Source organism: Natronolimnobius baerhuensis, from assembly GCF_002177135.1.
GTDB classification, from domain to species: Archaea; Halobacteriota; Halobacteria; order Halobacteriales; family Natrialbaceae; genus Natronolimnobius; species Natronolimnobius baerhuensis.
The window spans coordinates 1,285,312-1,302,804 of record NZ_MWPH01000001.1; the positions used below are offsets into that span (position 1 = coordinate 1,285,312).

General features: G+C 60.1%; 17 protein-coding genes, 1 tRNA gene and 1 rRNA gene. 7 read left to right on the forward strand and 12 right to left on the reverse strand.

Annotated features, from left to right (window positions below):
* Positions 1 to 114 precede the first annotated feature (114 nt).
* From B2G88_RS06150 to trmB, 6 genes are all read right to left on the reverse strand, one after another.
* Positions 115 to 1,161 carry a Gfo/Idh/MocA family protein gene (locus B2G88_RS06150; protein WP_087714257.1) on the reverse strand — a complete coding sequence of 349 codons (1,047 nt, stop codon included), beginning with the start codon at positions 1,159 to 1,161 and terminating at the stop codon, positions 115 to 117.
* Positions 1,162 to 1,264: 103 nt separating this feature from the next.
* Entirely contained in the window at positions 1,265 to 2,452 is a 1,188-nt protein-coding gene (locus tag B2G88_RS06155) for an ABC transporter ATP-binding protein (protein WP_087714258.1), read from the reverse strand.
* Between the two features lie 4 nt (positions 2,453 to 2,456).
* Positions 2,457 to 3,536 (reverse strand): carbohydrate ABC transporter permease, encoded by a 1,080-nt coding sequence (locus B2G88_RS06160; protein WP_087714259.1) that lies wholly within the window; start codon positions 3,534 to 3,536, stop codon positions 2,457 to 2,459.
* Positions 3,536 to 4,594, reverse strand: a complete 1,059-nt coding sequence (locus B2G88_RS06165; protein ID WP_087714260.1) for a carbohydrate ABC transporter permease — start codon at positions 4,592 to 4,594, stop codon at positions 3,536 to 3,538. Before B2G88_RS06165 ends, B2G88_RS06160 begins: the two co-directional genes overlap by 1 nt.
* Positions 4,584 to 6,080 (reverse strand): extracellular solute-binding protein, encoded by a 1,497-nt coding sequence (locus tag B2G88_RS06170; RefSeq protein WP_087714261.1) that lies wholly within the window; start codon positions 6,078 to 6,080, stop codon positions 4,584 to 4,586. Before B2G88_RS06170 ends, B2G88_RS06165 begins: the two co-directional genes overlap by 11 nt.
* 235 nt (positions 6,081 to 6,315) lie before the next feature.
* Complete coding sequence (trmB, locus tag B2G88_RS06175) at positions 6,316 to 7,380, reverse strand: HTH-type sugar sensing transcriptional regulator TrmB (RefSeq protein WP_054863438.1); 1,065 nt, start codon at positions 7,378 to 7,380, stop codon at positions 6,316 to 6,318.
* Between the two features lie 136 nt (positions 7,381 to 7,516).
* On the opposite strand from trmB, the gene B2G88_RS06180 reads away from it, so the two are divergent.
* Both B2G88_RS06180 and B2G88_RS06185 read left to right on the forward strand, forming a co-directional pair.
* The gene (locus B2G88_RS06180; protein WP_087714262.1) at positions 7,517 to 8,641 is read left to right on the forward strand and encodes a mechanosensitive ion channel family protein; all 1,125 of its coding nucleotides are present in this window, start codon (positions 7,517 to 7,519) and stop codon (positions 8,639 to 8,641) included.
* Positions 8,642 to 8,713: 72 nt separating this feature from the next.
* Positions 8,714 to 9,154, forward strand: coding sequence for a universal stress protein (locus tag B2G88_RS06185; protein ID WP_087714306.1), 441 nt, complete (start codon positions 8,714 to 8,716; stop codon positions 9,152 to 9,154).
* On the opposite strand, the gene B2G88_RS06190 is transcribed toward B2G88_RS06185, so the two are convergent.
* Positions 9,155 to 9,565, reverse strand: coding sequence for a universal stress protein (locus B2G88_RS06190; protein ID WP_054863439.1), 411 nt, complete (start codon positions 9,563 to 9,565; stop codon positions 9,155 to 9,157). It lies immediately after the preceding gene.
* A gap of 124 nt (positions 9,566 to 9,689) precedes the next feature.
* On the opposite strand from B2G88_RS06190, the gene B2G88_RS06195 reads away from it, so the two are divergent.
* The gene (locus B2G88_RS06195) at positions 9,690 to 9,929 is read left to right on the forward strand and encodes a DUF5816 domain-containing protein (protein ID WP_054863440.1); all 240 of its coding nucleotides are present in this window, start codon (positions 9,690 to 9,692) and stop codon (positions 9,927 to 9,929) included.
* Between the two features lie 192 nt (positions 9,930 to 10,121).
* Complete coding sequence (locus B2G88_RS06200; protein WP_054863441.1) at positions 10,122 to 10,430, forward strand: DUF7116 family protein; 309 nt, start codon at positions 10,122 to 10,124, stop codon at positions 10,428 to 10,430.
* Between the two features lie 8 nt (positions 10,431 to 10,438).
* Here B2G88_RS06200 and B2G88_RS06205 read toward each other — a convergent pair whose 3' ends face one another.
* Positions 10,439 to 11,650: a pyridoxal-phosphate-dependent aminotransferase family protein gene (locus tag B2G88_RS06205; protein ID WP_087714263.1), complete on the reverse strand. Its 1,212-nt coding sequence runs from the start codon at positions 11,648 to 11,650 to the stop codon at positions 10,439 to 10,441.
* Positions 11,651 to 11,863: 213 nt separating this feature from the next.
* Here B2G88_RS06205 and B2G88_RS06210 point away from each other — a divergent pair, with 213 nt between their 5' ends.
* Positions 11,864 to 12,064: a dodecin gene (locus tag B2G88_RS06210; protein WP_054863442.1), complete on the forward strand. Its 201-nt coding sequence runs from the start codon at positions 11,864 to 11,866 to the stop codon at positions 12,062 to 12,064.
* 29 nt (positions 12,065 to 12,093) lie between these two features.
* Here the strand turns inward: B2G88_RS06210 and B2G88_RS06215 are convergent, their stop codons facing one another.
* The 4 genes from B2G88_RS06215 to B2G88_RS06230 all read right to left on the reverse strand — a co-directional run bounded on the left by B2G88_RS06215 (position 12,094) and on the right by B2G88_RS06230 (position 14,834).
* Positions 12,094 to 12,468 (reverse strand): HesB/IscA family protein, encoded by a 375-nt coding sequence (locus B2G88_RS06215; protein ID WP_087714264.1) that lies wholly within the window; start codon positions 12,466 to 12,468, stop codon positions 12,094 to 12,096.
* A gap of 368 nt (positions 12,469 to 12,836) precedes the next feature.
* Positions 12,837 to 13,052, reverse strand: coding sequence for a hypothetical protein (locus tag B2G88_RS06220; RefSeq protein ID WP_054863443.1), 216 nt, complete (start codon positions 13,050 to 13,052; stop codon positions 12,837 to 12,839).
* A 211-nt stretch (positions 13,053 to 13,263) separates the two neighbouring features.
* On the reverse strand, positions 13,264 to 14,556 hold the full coding sequence (hisD, locus tag B2G88_RS06225) for a histidinol dehydrogenase (RefSeq protein ID WP_054863447.1): 1,293 nt from the start codon (positions 14,554 to 14,556) through the stop codon (positions 13,264 to 13,266).
* A gap of 68 nt (positions 14,557 to 14,624) precedes the next feature.
* Positions 14,625 to 14,834 (reverse strand): hypothetical protein, encoded by a 210-nt coding sequence (locus B2G88_RS06230; protein ID WP_054863444.1) that lies wholly within the window; start codon positions 14,832 to 14,834, stop codon positions 14,625 to 14,627.
* Between the two features lie 719 nt (positions 14,835 to 15,553).
* Between B2G88_RS06230 and B2G88_RS06235 the strand changes: the two genes are divergently transcribed.
* Positions 15,554 to 17,024, forward strand: a 16S ribosomal RNA gene (locus B2G88_RS06235).
* A gap of 129 nt (positions 17,025 to 17,153) precedes the next feature.
* Positions 17,154 to 17,225 (forward strand) — tRNA-Ala (locus B2G88_RS06240).
* The last annotated feature ends 268 nt before the right edge of the window (positions 17,226 to 17,493 follow it).

The window sequence follows — 17,493 nt, forward strand, 5'->3', positions numbered from 1 at the left end:
GTCTAGCCAGTTATTGACTCTCACGGGAGAAAAAAGCGAGACCTGCAGATGACCGCGATTGGCAACAGCCCAGGTGTTCGTACGCGGTCGTCGTCACTCTCTCATAGCGACCGTCTAGCTTCGCTCGCTCGAGTCATAGATTGCTGAGATTACGCGCTGGACCGACAGCGCCTGGTCGACGCTCTCGTGGTCGTTGCGTCCCGCTGCGATATCCGCGAAAAACGCCCGCTGCTCTGCCCGATGGGTGTCGTTCTGGCGCGTCTCGATGGTTGTATCCTCGAGATGGTGGGGGGGCTCTGTGCCGACCGAGTACAATCTGAGATCACCATCGAGCAGGTCGAATCGCGCCGCGGACTCGGTTCCGCGGGCGACGAACTCGTGGGTCGAGGGCCGGTTCGTTGCCCACGCAACCTCGAGGCTGATCGTTCGGTCGTCCCCACAGCGAACGAACGCGCTCGCGGAGTCATCCACGTCGAAGCCGGCCGGCCCGGCGTCGTCGCCCCACATCTCGAGGTAAGTGTACTCTTCGCGCGAGCCGAAATCGCTGCGAGTGACGCCAACGACTTCCTCGACGTCGGGATAGTCGAGCAAGTAGAGTGCGAGATCAACCGCGTGGACGCCGAGATCGATCAACGCGCCCCCGCCAGCGATCTGTCGACGGGTAAACCATGACCCTCGACCGGGGATGCCCCGCCGTCGGACGTAGTTGGCTTCGACGTGGGTTACCTCGCCCAGTTCCCCTCGGTCGATCCGATTCCTGACGATCTTGACGGTGTTTGCGAACCGATTGTTGAATCCCACCATGCAGTGGCTGTCGGTCTCCCGGGCTGCCTGTGCGATTCGTTCGGCACTCTCGAGTGAGTGAGCCAGTGGTTTCTCGAGGAGGACGTGTAAGTCACGTTCGAACGCGTCGACCGCATAGGATTCGTGGTACTTGTTCGGGGTTGTGATGATGACAGCGTCGACGGTGTCGTACAACGCCTGGTGGTCTTCGTAGACGTCGACATCGTACCGGCGTGCAAATCGCGTCCGTGCCTCCGTTGCGACGTCCATCCCACCGACGAGTGGCACCTCGAGGTCGACCAGTCGCTCGGCGTGGTACTGCCCGATGTTCCCGAGGCCGACGATTCCGGTTCTAATTTCGCTTCGGTCCATTGTCATCCGTTCCGTTGTGTGTCGTGTTTCACACCGATATACCACAGAGGGCTATATGAAATTCGGTACTCGAGGCTCTTTGTTCCATCGCCAAACGCGGCCGTCTCGATCAACTGTCGGCTTCCGACCGTGTGGTGTCCGAATCACGTTCAGGCGCGTCGGTGAGTCCGTGGCGAAGCGCATCGCCAGTCGCAGTCTCGAAGAGATGAATCTTCGACCGGTCGAGGACGACGTTGACGTCCTCTCCTTCCGCAATTTCCGTATCCGGCGTGACGCTCATGAGTAACTGATCTGCCGAGGCAGACGGATCCTTCTCCATCGAGCGCTCGATGCCTTCGGCGAGCAACAGGTAGACAAACACCTCATCGCCCATCGGCTCGAGAACATCCGTCCGTGCACTGATCGTCCCCGTCGAGTCCGGAATCGAGTCCGCACTTCGCTCGAGGTGGACGTCTTCCGGTCGAATCCCGAGGGTGACGGCGTCGCCCATCCCCACACCCGGGATATCGGCTGGATCGAGATCGACGCGGAAATGCTTGGTCTCGAGGCCGTCGCCGACGAGTTCACCCTCGGCGAAGTTCATCGACGGCGAGCCGATGAAGCCGGCGACGAAACGATTTGCCGGCTCGTTGTAACAGGTCAGCGGCGGGGCGATCTGTTGGAGTTTCCCCTTGTTCAGGACGGCGATCCGGTCGGACATCGTCATCGCTTCCGCCTGATCGTGGGTGACGTAGATGATCGTCGTCCCGAGTTCGCGATGGAGTCGCTGGAGTTCCGTGCGCATGTGCACCCGGAGTTTGGCGTCCAGATTCGCGAGTGGCTCGTCCATCAGGAACACGTCGGGGTTGCGCACGATTGCGCGGGCAATCGCAACGCGCTGGCGCTGCCCGCCGGACATTTCGTCGGGCATCCGGTCGAGCATCCCCTCGAGTTGGACGATATCCGCCGCGCGTTCGACGCGGCGTTGAATTTCGTCGTCGTCGTAGGTCCGCAGCCGGAGGCCAAAGGAGATGTTCTCGAAGACGTCCATGTGGGGGAACAGGGCGATGTTCTGGAAGACCATCGCGACACCCCGATCCTTGGGTGCGAGATTCGTGACTTCGTCGTCGCCAATGTAGACCTGGCCCTCAGTGGGTTTCGTCAGGCCGGCAACGGTCTCCATCGTCGTCGACTTCCCACAGCCGGAGGGGCCGACGAAGGTGACGAACTCCCCGTCTTCGATCTCGAGGCTCACATCGTCGACTGCGGTGACATCTTCGTAGCGTTTCGTGATATTCTCGAGTTGAACTCGTGCCATAATGTTACTCTTTGAGTGCGCCTGCGGTCAGTCCGCTTACGATCTTTTCCTGGGCCACGATCACGAGGATCGCGACCGGAATCACGCCGATGATGCTCGAGGCGGCCATCAGGTGGTACATCACCTCGTACTGGCCCTGGTAGCCCAGGATGCCCTCGAGAATCGGTGCCCAGTTCTCCGGCTGGCCGTCGGTCATCAGGAACGAGAAGAAGAACTCGTTGTAGACGGCGATGAACGTCAGGACGCCCGCGGTGGCGACGCCGGGAGCCGACAGCGGGATGATCACGCGAAAGAGCGCGCCGAGTCGCGTGGTGCCCTCGACGCGGGCGGCGTCCTCTAAGCCGTCCGGAATCTGGCTGTAGAAGGTCGTGAGGATGAAAATTGCCAGCGGCATGAAGATGGCCGACAGCGGCAGGACCATCGCGCCAGGCGTGTTGTAGAGGGTGCCGTCGCCCGTGATCGGCTCGAGGGCGAAGAACGAGGTGTTAAACAGGTCGTTCAGCGGGATGAAGAAGGCCGCTGGTGGGAAAAAGGATATGACCAGCACTAACAGCATGAGCGGAATCTTCCCGGGGAACTGCAGGCGGCCGAAGGCGTAGCCGGCGAGGCTGCCGACCACCAGGACGATGATCGTCGAGGCGGTCGCGATGACGAAGCTGTTGAACATGTACCAGTGAAACGGCAGCACCTGAAAGACCTCGATGAACGCGCCGGGGTTGAAGCCGTTCGGCGTGAGGATGATGTCCTGCTGTCGGCCTTCCGGCGTAAGCGCGACCATGAGCAGCCAGTAGAACGGGAACAGCGTCGTCAGCAGGAAGAAGATCGTCGCGGTGTAGAACATCGCGCGGTAGGTCCGCTCGGGGTTTTTGATCGCGTTTGCTGCCCAGCGCTCGATGGGGCCGCGGTCGAGTTCAACGTCCTCGTCGTCTTCGAATACTGCGCCGTGGTCGGCCTGTCCGCCGGGCTGGCCGCCATCAGCTAGCCGCTGTGCGTGTTTCCAGTGTTCGGGAACGTCATCCTGTCGGTCGTCACTATCGGTGCTGTCGTCGACTGTGTCATCGGGTTCCATGGTGTCGTCGGTCATCAGTAGAGCCCTCCCTCGGTGTCACGGAAGAAGAACACGTACACCGAGATGATCAGGCCGATCACGAGTGCAGTCATGAACGCAACTGCCGCCGCGGTGGCGTAGATTCGGGTCCCGCCGAACATCGCCTCGACGACGAGACAGGTTAGCGACGGGACGGTCGTACAGCCCGCGGTCGATTCGATCAGCCCGTAGACGCGCATTGCGTCCATCGTGCGGAACAACATTGCGACGAGCAAGGCTGGCATCACCAGCGGCAGCGTGATCGTTTTGAATCGCTGCCACGGCGACGCGCCCGCAACGCGTGCGACATCGTACAGGCTGCGGTCGACGCTCTGGAGGCCCGCCAGAATCAGGAGCGCCATGAACGCCGCTGACTTCCAGATATCCGCGACGAGGATGATGATGAACGAGTCCTGGCTGTCCGCGAGCGGATCGGCACCGAAAATGCCGAGCCACTGCATCAGGTCGCTCCCGAAGCCGACCGTCGGCTGGAACAACAGGAAGAAGATCATCCCCTGAATCACGATTGGCACCGCCCACGGGAGGATAATCGCAACCCGCACCCAGCGCCGCCCGCGAAAGTCCTGATCCAGCACGTACGCCTGCCCGAAGCCGATCACCGTCTCGAGGATGACACTGATCACGGCAAAGCCGAGCGTGACGAACAGCGCCTGCTGGAGCAACGGCACGCCAAACTCGAGGAAGGGAAACGACGTCGACAGCGTCACGTCCATGAACTGCCGGGCAAGGCGGGCGTTCCCGGTGAGGATGTCGACGTAGTTTTCGACGCCGACGAAGCCGCCGAGTGGCTCGAGGCCGCGGGTGCGGTCCTCGCGCAGGGACATGACGAACGTCATCACCAGCGGGTAGAACGCAATCAGCGCGAGCAGGGCGAACGCGGGGATCAAGAGCAGGTAGGCGTAGGCGGCCTCGCTCAGATTTTCCATCCAGTTGATGACGGCGTTGCCGCTGCGCCCGCGTTCGGTTTCGCTGTCGCCGCCGATCAGAATCCCCTCGTCACTGTCGGTTCCGCCGCTCTCAGATTCAGTTGCCATTCTGACCCTCCACGTCGACCTCGCTTCGCTCGAGGCGGTCGCTCAGGTCGCCGAGTGCCGCCTCGGGTGTCTTTGCGCCGCGGTAGGCGGCGTTAATTTCTTGGGCGATGACCGACGCCTGTTCGGGCCAGATGTCGGTGACTGGGCGCGGAATCGCGTTGTCCGCAGCCTGCTGGATCTGTTCGCCGTAGCGCGCGACGGGGCCGACCTCGTCCGGGTCAGCGTCTGCGACCAGTTCGACTTCCGGCGGGATGTACCCCAGTAACTCGAAAATCGTCAGCATGACCTCTTCTTGGGTGAACGCCTCGAGGACCTCGACGGCCATCTCGGTTCGGTCGGTGTTGGGGTTGAGCGTGAGGTGCCAGCCGCCGAGTGCGTTGGCCGAACCGCCGGTGCCCTCGAACTCGGCCTCCTCAGGCGAGATCGCATACGGCATCGCCATGACGCCTAAGTCCTCGCCGAACTCGTCTTCAGCGCCAAGATCCATGATCGAGAACGGCCAGTTGCGGTGCATGACGGACTCGCCGGAGGCAAACGGGCCGAGTGACTCCTCTTCGGTCCACTGGACGATTGTCGACGGCGCGATCTGGGGGTAGCCGTCGAGGGTATCCGACGCGTCATCGCCGAAGATAAACGAGCGCATCATCCGAACCGACTCGAGAACGGGTTCGGAGTCGACAGTGATCGGCCGGTCGCCGGCCTCGAAGAGGGTCTCGGTGCCGCCGAAGTACGCGCCGCCCCAGGTCGTCATCACCTCATTGAACGTACAGCAGGCGAGCCCTTCGTAGGCGGCCGCCTGCGTCGTAAAGCCGTACTCGATGCCGGCCTCGTCACGGGCGTCGGCTGCGGCCTCGGCGAACTCCTGCCAGGTGGGCGGGTCGGTATCCCACTCACTCGTGTCGTAGCCGGCATCTTCGACCAAATCGCGTCGATACTGCATCAAGCCGAAGTCCGGAAAGAGCGGGATCGCGTGCAGGTCGCCGGTTACTGGATGGCGCGCCGTCTCGAGTGAGGCCTCGAGATAGTCGTTTTCGACGCGCGAGAGGACGTCGTCGGGGAGGACCTCGGTCATGCTGGTCGTCTGCTCGCGCAGGATAAACGGGAGCGTCCAGCCGCTGTCCATCATGAAGATATCGGGCGGGGAGCGCCCGGCCTGGAGCGTCGACTGGTAGTTTTGCATGCGCTGGTCGGTGTCATCGACGCTGGCCTGAACATCGACGGTGATCGACTCGTCGAGGCCAGCATCCCAGAGCGCCTCCTGAATGGACGTCTCGGCGTCTTCACCGTCCATAGCGCCCTCGAAGTCGGTATCGCCGCTCATCACAATCGTATTCTCATCGCGTGCGCCACCGAGACAGCCAGCGAGTCCAACGCTGCCGAGTACTGCCGAGGTCGACGCCGCCGTGAGGTACTGGCGACGGGACCAGTCTCCGACACTGGCCCGAGCAGACACAACACGCCCTCGTCCCTGCCTATCATGGCCCATCCTTCGTCTTTCAACGCGATTGAGTGACTTTAATCGTGGCCCTGATTATACGCAATTAATCGAGACAGTCGGACAGCTGTGGCTGTCTAAGCTACTATTATCCGTTTTCCGTGGCTCAGCGCTGGCGTGTAATGTAGTCCTTCTGCTCTTTGCGTGTCACTCGAAGCGAGAGAATCGTGTTGTTCGTGTCCTCCTCACCAGTCGAACTCGAGGGTCCAACCCGTTGTCCGGAGAATTAGTCGTCAATCACCGGCGGTTCGTGGCGGCCGATGTGAATCTCGTGAGCTTCGATATCCTCGAGTGCGGCCACGCGGCCGCCGATGGTCAGTTCTTCGCCAGACTCGGTCTCGAGGGTGAGTGCAGCAACCTCTTCGCTGACTTCGAAGGAAACGTCCATCACGCGCCCGCGCACGATGCGCGAACCGCCGACTTCGACGTCGCGGCCATCGATGGTCGCGTAGAACTCGCCGCCGTCGTCGATGATGTCTTTGACACAGCGTCGGATCGTCGCATACTTGCGGGGGTAGCCACGGTTCGAGCCGTCCTCACAGAGCGTTTCCTCTGCGGTGGTCCAAAGGACAGTGCCGAAGAAGCCGGAGACGAGAAAACCAAGCGCCGAGCGGTTGAAGATGACGCCGTAGCGGTCCTGATCGTCGCGAAGTGCGTCCTGGGTCGCGTAAATCGAGTAGTTTCCGTCAGCGACGGCGACGACCGGCGTCGTGATCCCGCGACGCGCTCGAGCGGTCGTCGCGACTGAGAGGTAGTTGAACTCCTCCGACGACGGTGCTTCCGAAGCTGGCGTGACGATGAGGTCGATACTGACGCCGTCGTCGACCGCGACAGCAAGTTCGTCTTCGAATCGAACGAGGAGGTCAGGCGTCAGCGAGAGCGAGAGTTCGTACTCCGCCTCGGTGATGACCTCCTCGAGATAGCGCAGAATTGTCGAGCGGGATTTGACCAGCGAGACGGCTTCTGTTTCGCGAGCGGGTGCCGTGTAGCGGGCCTCGAGTTCGTCGATCATCTGCTCGAGAGAACTCTGGACGTCGTTGAACGCATCGCCGGGATCGAGCGCGACGACTTTCATCGGGCGGGATTCACGGAGTTCGACGAGGCCACGATCACTGAGACTGCGGACGGTATCGTAGACACGCGGTTGTGGAATCTCGGTTCGGTCCGCGATTTCACTCGCCGTCAGTTGTCCCTGCTCGAGGACGGTGAGGTAGGCGTCGATCTCGTATTCGCCGAGGTTAAACCGGTCGCCGACGCGTTCGACCGTTGTTCGAAGCTCATCAGATGCCATATCCCCCGTGAGGAACGCGATGGATAAATGATTTATTATGTACTGAGTAGCACCTCTTTTTACAATCGGGTTGTCCCGGGAAGTGGCGGGGTGGTCGTTCAGAACCCTTAACCACCATGGCACAGAGTATGTCTGCATGCGCGCGGCCGTACAGGACGAAGACGAGCCAGTCGGTAATGGGGGCGAAGGGCCCTCAGGTGAGGAGATTGATGGCCTCATCGAAGCTGTGGGTGACATCCTCCCGGGATCGGAGTTTATCGCCCAGTTAGCCGTCGCCGCTATTGTCCTCGTTATTGGGTGGTATCTCTCGAATCTCGTGGTTCGACTGGTCGGTCGCACGGTCGCACGGCGGATCGAACGCCCAAGCGTCACGCGAACAGTGCTGCGCGGCGTCAAAATATCCGTTCTCATCCTGACACTCGTCACCGTTGCCGCCGTCTTTGGCCTCAGTGGCACCGAAATCTTCCTCTCGGTGACCGTCATCTCCGCGGTGATCGCAGTCGTTCTCGCGCCGCTCGTCGGGAGTCTGATCAACGGCATCTTCGTGCTCGCGGACCGACCCTACGAGATCGGCGACATGATCGAAGTCGTCGACGAGGGTCATCGCGGCTTCGTCGAGGATATCACGATTCGCTACACGAAAATCTTCACCCTCGAGAATACGTTCATCGTGATGCCCAACTCCGAGATTCAACAACGAGACGTGATCAACTACTCCGCAGAAGACGAGCGAACGCGCGTCTCGGTTGATTTTGAAATTACCTACGAAAGTGACCTCGAGGCGGCCAGACAGCACGCAGAACGGGCCGCACGGAACGTCGATATGGTGATCTCCGGTGGGCCGGATATTCGCATCGGCAGCGCACGCTATGCGGCGGCACCGGATTGCTCGATTGTCGAGTACGGAGACGATGGAATTTTGCTCCGCCTGCGATTCTGGATCAAACACCCCTACAAACAACTGGTCGTCCAGTCGGACGTTCAAGATGCGATCCGCACTCGATTCGAGACGGCTGATGCCGAGTTTGCCTACCCACATCGCCATCACGTCTTCGATGCGACGAGTGGCGTTGCACAGCTCGCGGTTGAGGAACAGCAACTGACGTCCGTCTCTGACGCATCGTCAATGGCCGACAGAGATGGGACCACTACCGATTCGGGCCAGACATCGGCTGGGGAGTCTCCAAGCGATTCGGCCGCTAGTGACTCTCTCGAGTCACAGGCAGATGGCGACGGGACGGGCGGACCCGAACGCGAGTAAGCGCTGCGTTCCTCCGTCGTGGGGAGTGCGGATGCTTTTATGGGCTATCTGGCCGATGAGGTACACGAGACGATGTACGACGATATCCTCATCCCGACTGACGGCAGCGATACCGTTCGCGAGACACTCGAGCACGCACTCCCGATTGCACAAGACAACGATGCCACGGTGCATGCCCTCTATGTCGTCGATAGCCGGATCACCGCGGCTGCCGGTGGCGAGGCCGGCACCGACCTCGAGCGCTCGCTCACAGACGAAGGTGAGGAAGCCATAGCTGCAATTCGAGAGCAAGCATCCGAAGCGGGACTCGAGACTGCCGACGCGGTTCGGCAGGGAACCCCCGCGAAGACGATTCTCGAGTACGCCGACGACAACGAAATCAATCTGATCGTAATCGGGACGCAGGGAAAGAGTCCGCGCGAGAAAGTCACCTCGCTCGGCAGCGTTTCTGAGCGCGTCGTTGACAACGCGTCACTACCGGTGTTTGTCGTTCGAAACGCTGGCCGAGAGTAACTATGCGCGTGCGCTTTCAACTGTAATCACGTCACAGTCGAGGTGATCGCGCAGGTAGCGTTCGATGTTGGGGTTGTCGGTAAAGCGCTGGAAGATGCGCCGCAGGCGACTTGCCTGTTTGCCGCCGATGACGACTGCATCAGCCTCTTCGGCGGCAACCTCGTCGAGAATACTTTCTTCGACCAGAAAGCCGGTACGGACGACGTAGCGAGCGTTTTCAATCGGCCCGAACGTCTTCTCGACGTTGTTCTTGAGGTCGATTCGGGTTACTTTTCTTCCATTCTGATACAGATCGACGTGAAGGACGGTCAACGCTGCATCCCGTTCGCGAGCGACGTCAACGGCGCGCTCGAGCGTTCGGCGAGAGTGTTTCGACAGCGGGTAGCGAACGGGAACCACGACCAGCGACATTACTCATTCGAACGATTTCCGCGCGGGTAAAGGTTTCAGTTATCCCGCCTGTGGTGGGTAATGCTCTCATACCGCATTTCATCGTGACAACAGTCATTTATCCCACGCAGGGTTACGTGTGGGTATGCAACGGACCGCAACTGCGGACGGAGAGACCGTCTACGTCTCGGAGACAGATGGCGACCGCGGGTCGAAAGGCCCGTTTCTCGCCGCCTACGAGTCTCAGGACGCGGACCGTCGGTACGGCTGGTTCTGCTCGAACTGCGAAAGTTTCGACAACGCAATGGACTCGATGGGCCGCATCAAGTGCAACCAATGTGGGAACTTCCGCAAGCCAACCGAGTGGGACGCCGCCCACGAGTGACGACCACTCTGGTATCACGATAGTTCTCGAGAATATCCGCCTCAAAAACGAAATTCATTCAGACACAATGGCGATTCTCTGCTGACTTTCAGGCAATAGTACGTTTTAGTCCATAATCGCGGAGATACTTCGTTAGACACTAACCTTTATGATGTGGTGTGACATACCTATGGGTGAATGGGACCTGTTAACATGCGTCTCGCCGAGCAAGCCAGGTCGATTTTTGCCGAGCTAGGGTACACCGTCGAGGGTACCGGCCCCGAATTCCGTGCTGAGCGAGCATGGAAAGTTGTGCACGTAAATACCGTCCTCGAGGACGACGAACTCCCGACAGCATCGTCGGGGCAGTTCCACTGTTTCGTCGCTGAACCCGACGATGCAGACACTCTCGAGGAGAAATTGACTCGGACTGAGCCCAGTTATGAGTGGGCAATTATCGTCGTCGACGGAGACGACTATCAGGTCGAACGCGCCCCACCGGGCCCACGCGTTTCCGCGTAGGTCCACGACTACTCGTTTTTATTGAGCGCTCGTCGCGTCGCAGTGACACCTGCGCCCGGATCCACAGCTGCACCCATCGACTCGAGGACGTCGCCGAGTGCCGTCACCACGTAGATCACGTTCTCCGGACGCGCGGAGTGGCCCATACAGCCAATTCGGAAGATCTCGCCCTCGAGATCGCCCAAACCGCTAGCGACCTCGAGATCGTAGCGCTCGAGCAATTCGGCACAGACCTCGCCGTCGTCAACACCGTCGGGAACGCGAACGGCGTTCAGACTCGGGAGCCAGTACTCCTCGGGGGCGTTCATCTCGAGGCCCATCGCCTCGATACCGGCTTTGAGCGCGCCCGCAAGCTGCTCGTGGCGTTCCCAGCGCTGTTCGATGCCCTCCTCGGCGACGAGACGGAGTGCCTCGCGAAGTGCGTAGACGTTCGTGATCGGCGCGGTGTGATGGTAGGAGCGATCTTCGCCCCAGTACCCCTCGAGCAAGGAGAGATCGAGGTACCACGAGCGCGGATCTTCCTCCCGGGAGAGGACCTTCTCCATCGCCGCATCCGAGAGGGTAAGCGGACTCGCACCAGGCGGACAGGAGAGACACTTCTGTGGGCCGGCATAGGCCACGTCGATCCCCCATTCGTCGACCCGCAACTCAACCCCGCCGATGGAGGTAACAGTGTCGGCGATGACGAGCGCATCGTGGTCGTGGGCTGCAGCCGTCAGTTCCGGAACGTTGGGTTGGCAAACGCCAGTACTCGTCTCGGCGTGGACGAACCCGAAGACATCGGGATCGTGTTCGGCCAGCGCATCGGAGACCGCCGCGGGCTCGAGGGGTTCGCCCCACGGGGCATCGACTTCAACGACGTTTCCGCCTGCCCGACGGGCCATCGACGCCATGCGTCCGCCAAAGTAGCCGTTCGTCGGAACTAACATCGTGTCACCAGGTTCGACGACGTTCCCGATTGCGGCCTCCATCGCGGCCGAACCGGTCCCCGAGACGGGAATCGTCCACTGATTGTCCGTCCGGAAGGTGTAGCGTAACAGTTCCTGTACCTCGTCCATAATTTCGACGAACGAGGGGTCGAGATGGCCCACCAGTGGCGTACTCATCGCCCGCAACACGCGCGGGTGGACGTCGCTCGGACCTGGCCCCATTAGCGTCCGGTCTGGCGGCGTCAACTCGTCTATTTCGGAGACGTCGATTGGATTGTCAGCGCCTGACATAGACGATACGTGGGACCGGCATCCTCAAAAACGTTCACGCAGCGGCGACCCACAGTCTCCCTCGAGTTCGGTAGCGACTGTTCCTCGAGTTCACCGTTTCGGTCCGCCCGTGATCTGACTGGTCCCGTTTCATCCGTAATCGTCTCAAAACCAGTGATGGTTGCTATCACTAGCCATACATTGAAGACACGCGGGACTGTACATCCACGGGCAATGGTCTTCAAGAAGATTACACTGATCGGAACCAGCCCGGAAAGCTTCGATGCAGCCGCTGACGATGCTATCGACCGTGCTGAAGAAACTCTTCAGAACGTCCACTGGGTCGAAGTCGACGAACTCGGGGTCGAAATCGCCAGTGCTGACGACCGCGAATATCAGGCCGAAGTCACCGTCGCGTTCGAACTCGAGGACTAAGGAATCAGGTACTGATCACAGGGCAGCGCTTACGTTCGGAACGACTCGCCACAGCCACATTCGCTGACCACGTTCGGATTCTCGACGTGGAACCCTTCGGCCTGCAGGCCGCTTTCGTAATCGAGAATACTTCCTTCGATATATTTCATGCTCGCCGGATCGACGAAGACACGCAGCTCATGGTGGGTGTAAATCGTGTCATCCTCGTCAGGCGCATCATCAAAGCGCATCCCGTAGGACAGTCCGGCACAGCCGCCCTGCTGGACGAACAGCCGTAGTCCTGCCTCCGATGTATCCATCCCTTCGCCCTCGAGGAGGTCTCGAGCCTGCGCAGCGGCGTCCTCGGTTACTTCGATCTCAGGCTGGGTCTCTGCTGTCCCGCCGTCGACGCTATCCGTACTCATACGATTGTATTCTGTCGCAACGATGTTAACTGTGACGCCTGAGTCCCTGGCCGATTCGGTGAGGCAATTGCTCACGATATAGTACCAACTGCACCGAGTGACACACTGATCGCCGAACCTGCTCGCGGTTCACTGCGTTCACCGTCTGCTCACGGCGCAACGCGCCGTTCGCATGGTATGCGAGACCGCCGGTCTCGCACTATTCGCTTTGCCGCGGTTCTCGCTCGTTTCACTCGCTCCAAACCGCGTACTCGTTCCGAACCGCGCATCCATCTGGCGATCAGGTGTGCAGTGACGTGCAGTGGCTACTATAGGCCACACATGAGACAGCGGAATACCACCAGCGGGCGAACGGACTGATACCGGTCTCAAACTGTCGAACGCCGCTTGACCGAGTGATAGTACGTCCCGAATAACCGCTCGTCGTTCGACGACAGCGCCACGTCGTTCTCTGCGAGGAGTTCGATCATCCGCTCGAGGTCACACTCGTACCACATCGAGAGCAAGCGAGCGTTCCGCTGCGCGTAGTCGTAATTGCGCTCGAGGACCCGCGCATCGGTCGGGTCGACGGTACGCGGTTGCATTCCAGATAGCCTTCGTGATGCGAGACTGTAAAACCAGTTCGTACTGTGACTGACTTACTCAATGTTGAACCTGTTACGGACGTAGGGGACTCTCGCATAGTAACTACGCGCGCTGTTACCTCATTTTCGTTCTGCTGCGATCTTTCCGCTGCGACGCCACCCACTTCGACGCACCTGCTGTTGCGTCGGCTCAGGTGCCAGTGCCGCGTCGTTAGTCCGACGACTCATCGTCCAGTCGTCGACGAACGCTTGCTGCATGTGCCTCGAGTCCCTCCGCATCCGCAAGCGTCGTGATCGTCTCACCGATTTCGGAAAGTCCCTCACTCGAGAGTCGCTGCACCGTCGTCGACCGCATGAACGTCTCGACTGAAAGGCCACCGGTGACGCGTGCACCGCCGTTCGTCGGCAAGACGTGATTCGTCCCGCTGGCATAGTCACCCGCCGCAACTGGCGTGTTCGGCCCGAGGAATACACTTCCAGCACTGTCGATGCGCTCGAGAACCGATTCGTCGTCGTCCGTGATAATCGAGAGGTGTTCCGGGGCGTACTCCTCGGTAAAGAGGATAGCTTCGCTCATCGACCGCGCCAGAAGGACTCCGCTTGCGTCGTTGTCCAGCGCCGCTCGAATTGTCTCCTCGCGCTCACGCGCGTTGGCCTGCTCGTCGACTGCAGCAGCGATTGCTGCTGCGGTGTCCGAATCAGCAGTGACGGCGACGACCGATGCGTTCGGATCGTGCTCGGCCTGTGCGACCAACTCTGCAGCCACGTCGCCCGGATCTGCTGTCTCGTCTGCGACGACGACAATCTCGCTTGGCCCCGCCAGGAAATCGATCTCGACATCGCCGCGAACCGCGGCTTTGGCCGCCGTCACCCACTTGTTTCCCGGCCCGACAATCTTCTGTACGCGCGTGATCGTCTCCGTCCCGTAGGCGAGACCCGCAATCGCCTGGACACCACCGACGCTATACACCGCGTCTGCACCTGCAACGTGAATTGCTGCCAGCGTCACCGGATTCATTTCATCGGCTGGCGGCGTGACGACCGTGACGTGTTCGACACCGGCGACAACCGCCGGAACGACGCCCATGATCGCACTCGAGGGGTACGCTGCTGCACCACCGGGAACGTAGACCCCAACCCGCTCAATCGGACGAAAGCGCCGCCCCAGTTCTCGACCGGGACCGAACTCCTCGCGCCAATCGTCGGGTACTTGTGCCTCGTGAAACTCGCGAACGTTCGCTGCTGCCGTCTCGATTGCCTCGCAAACGTCGTCCTCGAGTTCATCGTACGCGCGTTCGCACTGATCGGTGATCTCGAGGTTACCAACCGTAACCCCATCGAACTCATTCGTATACTCGCGGACGGCGACATCTCCTTCTGTTCGAACACGCTCGACGATCTCGTGAACGTCGTCGCTGATCGCGTCAATCCCAGCATCCCGCTCGAAGAACGCGACGCGATCATCCGGTCCGAGATCGGCGATAGTGTGGACCTCTATACTCATTTCTCTACTCACGCGTTCGCATGGCGTGCGAAAAACGGTTTCCCTCTCTCGCTCGAGTGCGTCCGTGCTCACTCAATCGTCCAGACGCCGACTGCATCGAGTGTTGCCCGAACGAAGAGGTACACGAGCATGCCGAAGCCAATCACTGCAATCGGTGCTGAGACGAGAACCGCACTGTCCCGGCCAACAATCAGCTGTCCAACTCCGCGCACGACAAAACTCGCAAAAACGATCCCGAGTGCTACCACCGTCAGCAGTACGAACCGTTCCTTGCGCATACGACCGACTTTCGATGCAGCCACCAAACACCCTCCGGTCTCCTCGAGCGTGTCCTCACCCAGGTTCCGGTGTCTTCGCAGCTCATGGGTTGGATTTCCACATTGGTGCTATGCGTCGTGGCACCGCGAGAATGATCAACGTAGGCCACTCGTCTCTCGAGACGACGGCCTTATGTATGGACCCGGCACTCGTATTGAATGCGAACGACGTGGCGCACGCCGCCACGTTCCCTCCGGCCGGTTCCCGGCGCGGAGGCAGGAACTCACATCCACGACATGGATCGGACGCGACTCCAAGACGTTGCCCTTAAGTAATCAGGGCGCGTCTGATTGAGTACGCAACGGCGCTCCCCGGTTGCGATTTCCGGCGGGCGACCGATCCGATGCCCTTAAGTGTATAAGGGCACTCGGATGTGATGTGTTCGACCTCACCGACGACCGGGGATCGGTCATCGGCCTCGAGGTCGACTCGGACTGATGGTCCGAAGGGGTTAAGTACCCCAGACGGACTACGAATAGGTCCGAAGGAGATGAGGATTCCACCCCTGCGGTCTTCCGTTAAGATGGGATCTGATGTGAGCCATGGTAGTTCGGTGACGCTCGATCGGTCGACGATTGGGATTCACCGAACGTGGACCCATTTAGTGTGAGTGTGTACAAGAAGACGACATTCACCGCCAAATGAACCCTCCCACCCATAGCGGTGGGAGTTATATAGCATTCCGGTTGATCCTGCCGGAGGTCATTGCTATTGGAGTCCGATTTAGCCATGCTAGTTGCACGAGTTTAGACTCGTAGCAGATAGCTCAGTAACACGTGGCCAAACTACCCTCTGGACGCGGATAACCTCGGGAAACTGAGGCTAATCCGTGATAGCGTTCCCACGCTGGAGTGCGGGGAACGTGAAACGTTCAGGCGCCAGAGGATGTGGCTGCGGCCGATTAGGTAGACGGTGGGGTAACGGCCCACCGTGCCAGTAATCGGTACGGGTTGTGAGAGCAAGAGCCCGGAGACGGTATCTGAGACAAGATACCGGGCCCTACGGGGCGCAGCAGGCGCGAAACCTTTACACTGCACGAGAGTGCGATAAGGGGACTCCGAGTGCGAGGGCATATAGTCCTCGCTTTTCACCACCGTAAGGTGGTGGTGGAATAAGTGCTGGGCAAGACCGGTGCCAGCCGCCGCGGTAATACCGGCAGCACGAGTGATGACCGCTATTATTGGGCCTAAAGCGTCCGTAGCTGGCCAGGCAAGTCCATCGGGAAATCCGCGTGCTTAACGCGCGGGCGTCCGGTGGAAACTGCGTGGCTTGGGACCGGAAGACCAGAGGGGTACGTCTGGGGTAGGAGTGAAATCCCGTAATCCTGGACGGACCACCGGTGGCGAAAGCGCCTCTGGAAGACGGATCCGACGGTGAGGGACGAAAGCTCGGGTCACGAACCGGATTAGATACCCGGGTAGTCCGAGCTGTAAACGATGTCTGCTAGGTGTGCCACAGGCTACGAGCCTGTGGTGTGCCGTAGGGAAGCCGTGAAGCAGACCGCCTGGGAAGTACGTCCGCAAGGATGAAACTTAAAGGAATTGGCGGGGGAGCACTACAACCGGAGGAGCCTGCGGTTTAATTGGACTCAACGCCGGACATCTCACCAGCATCGACAGTAGGAGTGACAGTCAGTTTGATGAGCTTACTAGACCTACTGAGAGGAGGTGCATGGCCGCCGTCAGCTCGTACCGTGAGGCGTCCTGTTAAGTCAGGCAACGAGCGAGACCCACGTCCCTAATTGCCAGCAGCACCCTTGTGGTGGCTGGGTACATTAGGGAGACTGCCAGTGCTAAACTGGAGGAAGGAATGGGCAACGGTAGGTCAGTATGCCCCGAATGTGCTGGGCGACACGCGGGCTACAATGGTCACGACAGTGGGATGCTATCCCGAGAGGGAACGCTAATCTCCGAAACGTGATCGTAGTTCGGATTGTGGATTGAAACTCATCCACATGAAGCTGGATTCGGTAGTAATCGCGCCTCAGAAGGGCGCGGTGAATACGTCCCTGCTCCTTGCACACACCGCCCGTCAAAGCACCCGAGTGGGGTCCGGATGAGGCCCGGTTTCCGGGTCGAATCTGGGCTCCGCAAGGGGGCTTAAGTCGTAACAAGGTAGCCGTAGGGGAATCTGCGGCTGGATCACCTCCACAGACCGGGATCGGGGCGACGCCCCGACCCACCTTAGCGGTTTTCACGTTCGGTCATCCCTTCTTGGGCCGACCGGGCACCTTAGAACTACCATGGCTCGCCGTAAGTTCCCGCTCGTTGAGCGGGAGTGGGCCCATAGCTCAGTGGGAGAGTGCCTCCTTTGCAAGGAGGATGCCCTGGGTTCGAATCCCAGTGGGTCCATACTCGGAACTAATCTTTGAATCGTGCCCCTTAAGTGGGGCAGGAGCCGAAGATTGGATCCGACCGAACCAATGCACCAGTCCGCGCAAGTGTGACTGGGAAGGGTCAATGCAGGCCAGCCGTCTACTGGCGTGCAAATGCGACCGTGTGTACGTGTAGTCCAGGCGTCCACTGGACCCGTTCCCGGGTCACTCAACATTACACTTTTAGTGTAGTGCCGATCCGATGAACGTGGCTACTGTGCCAGCTGGTGGATCGCTCGGCTTGA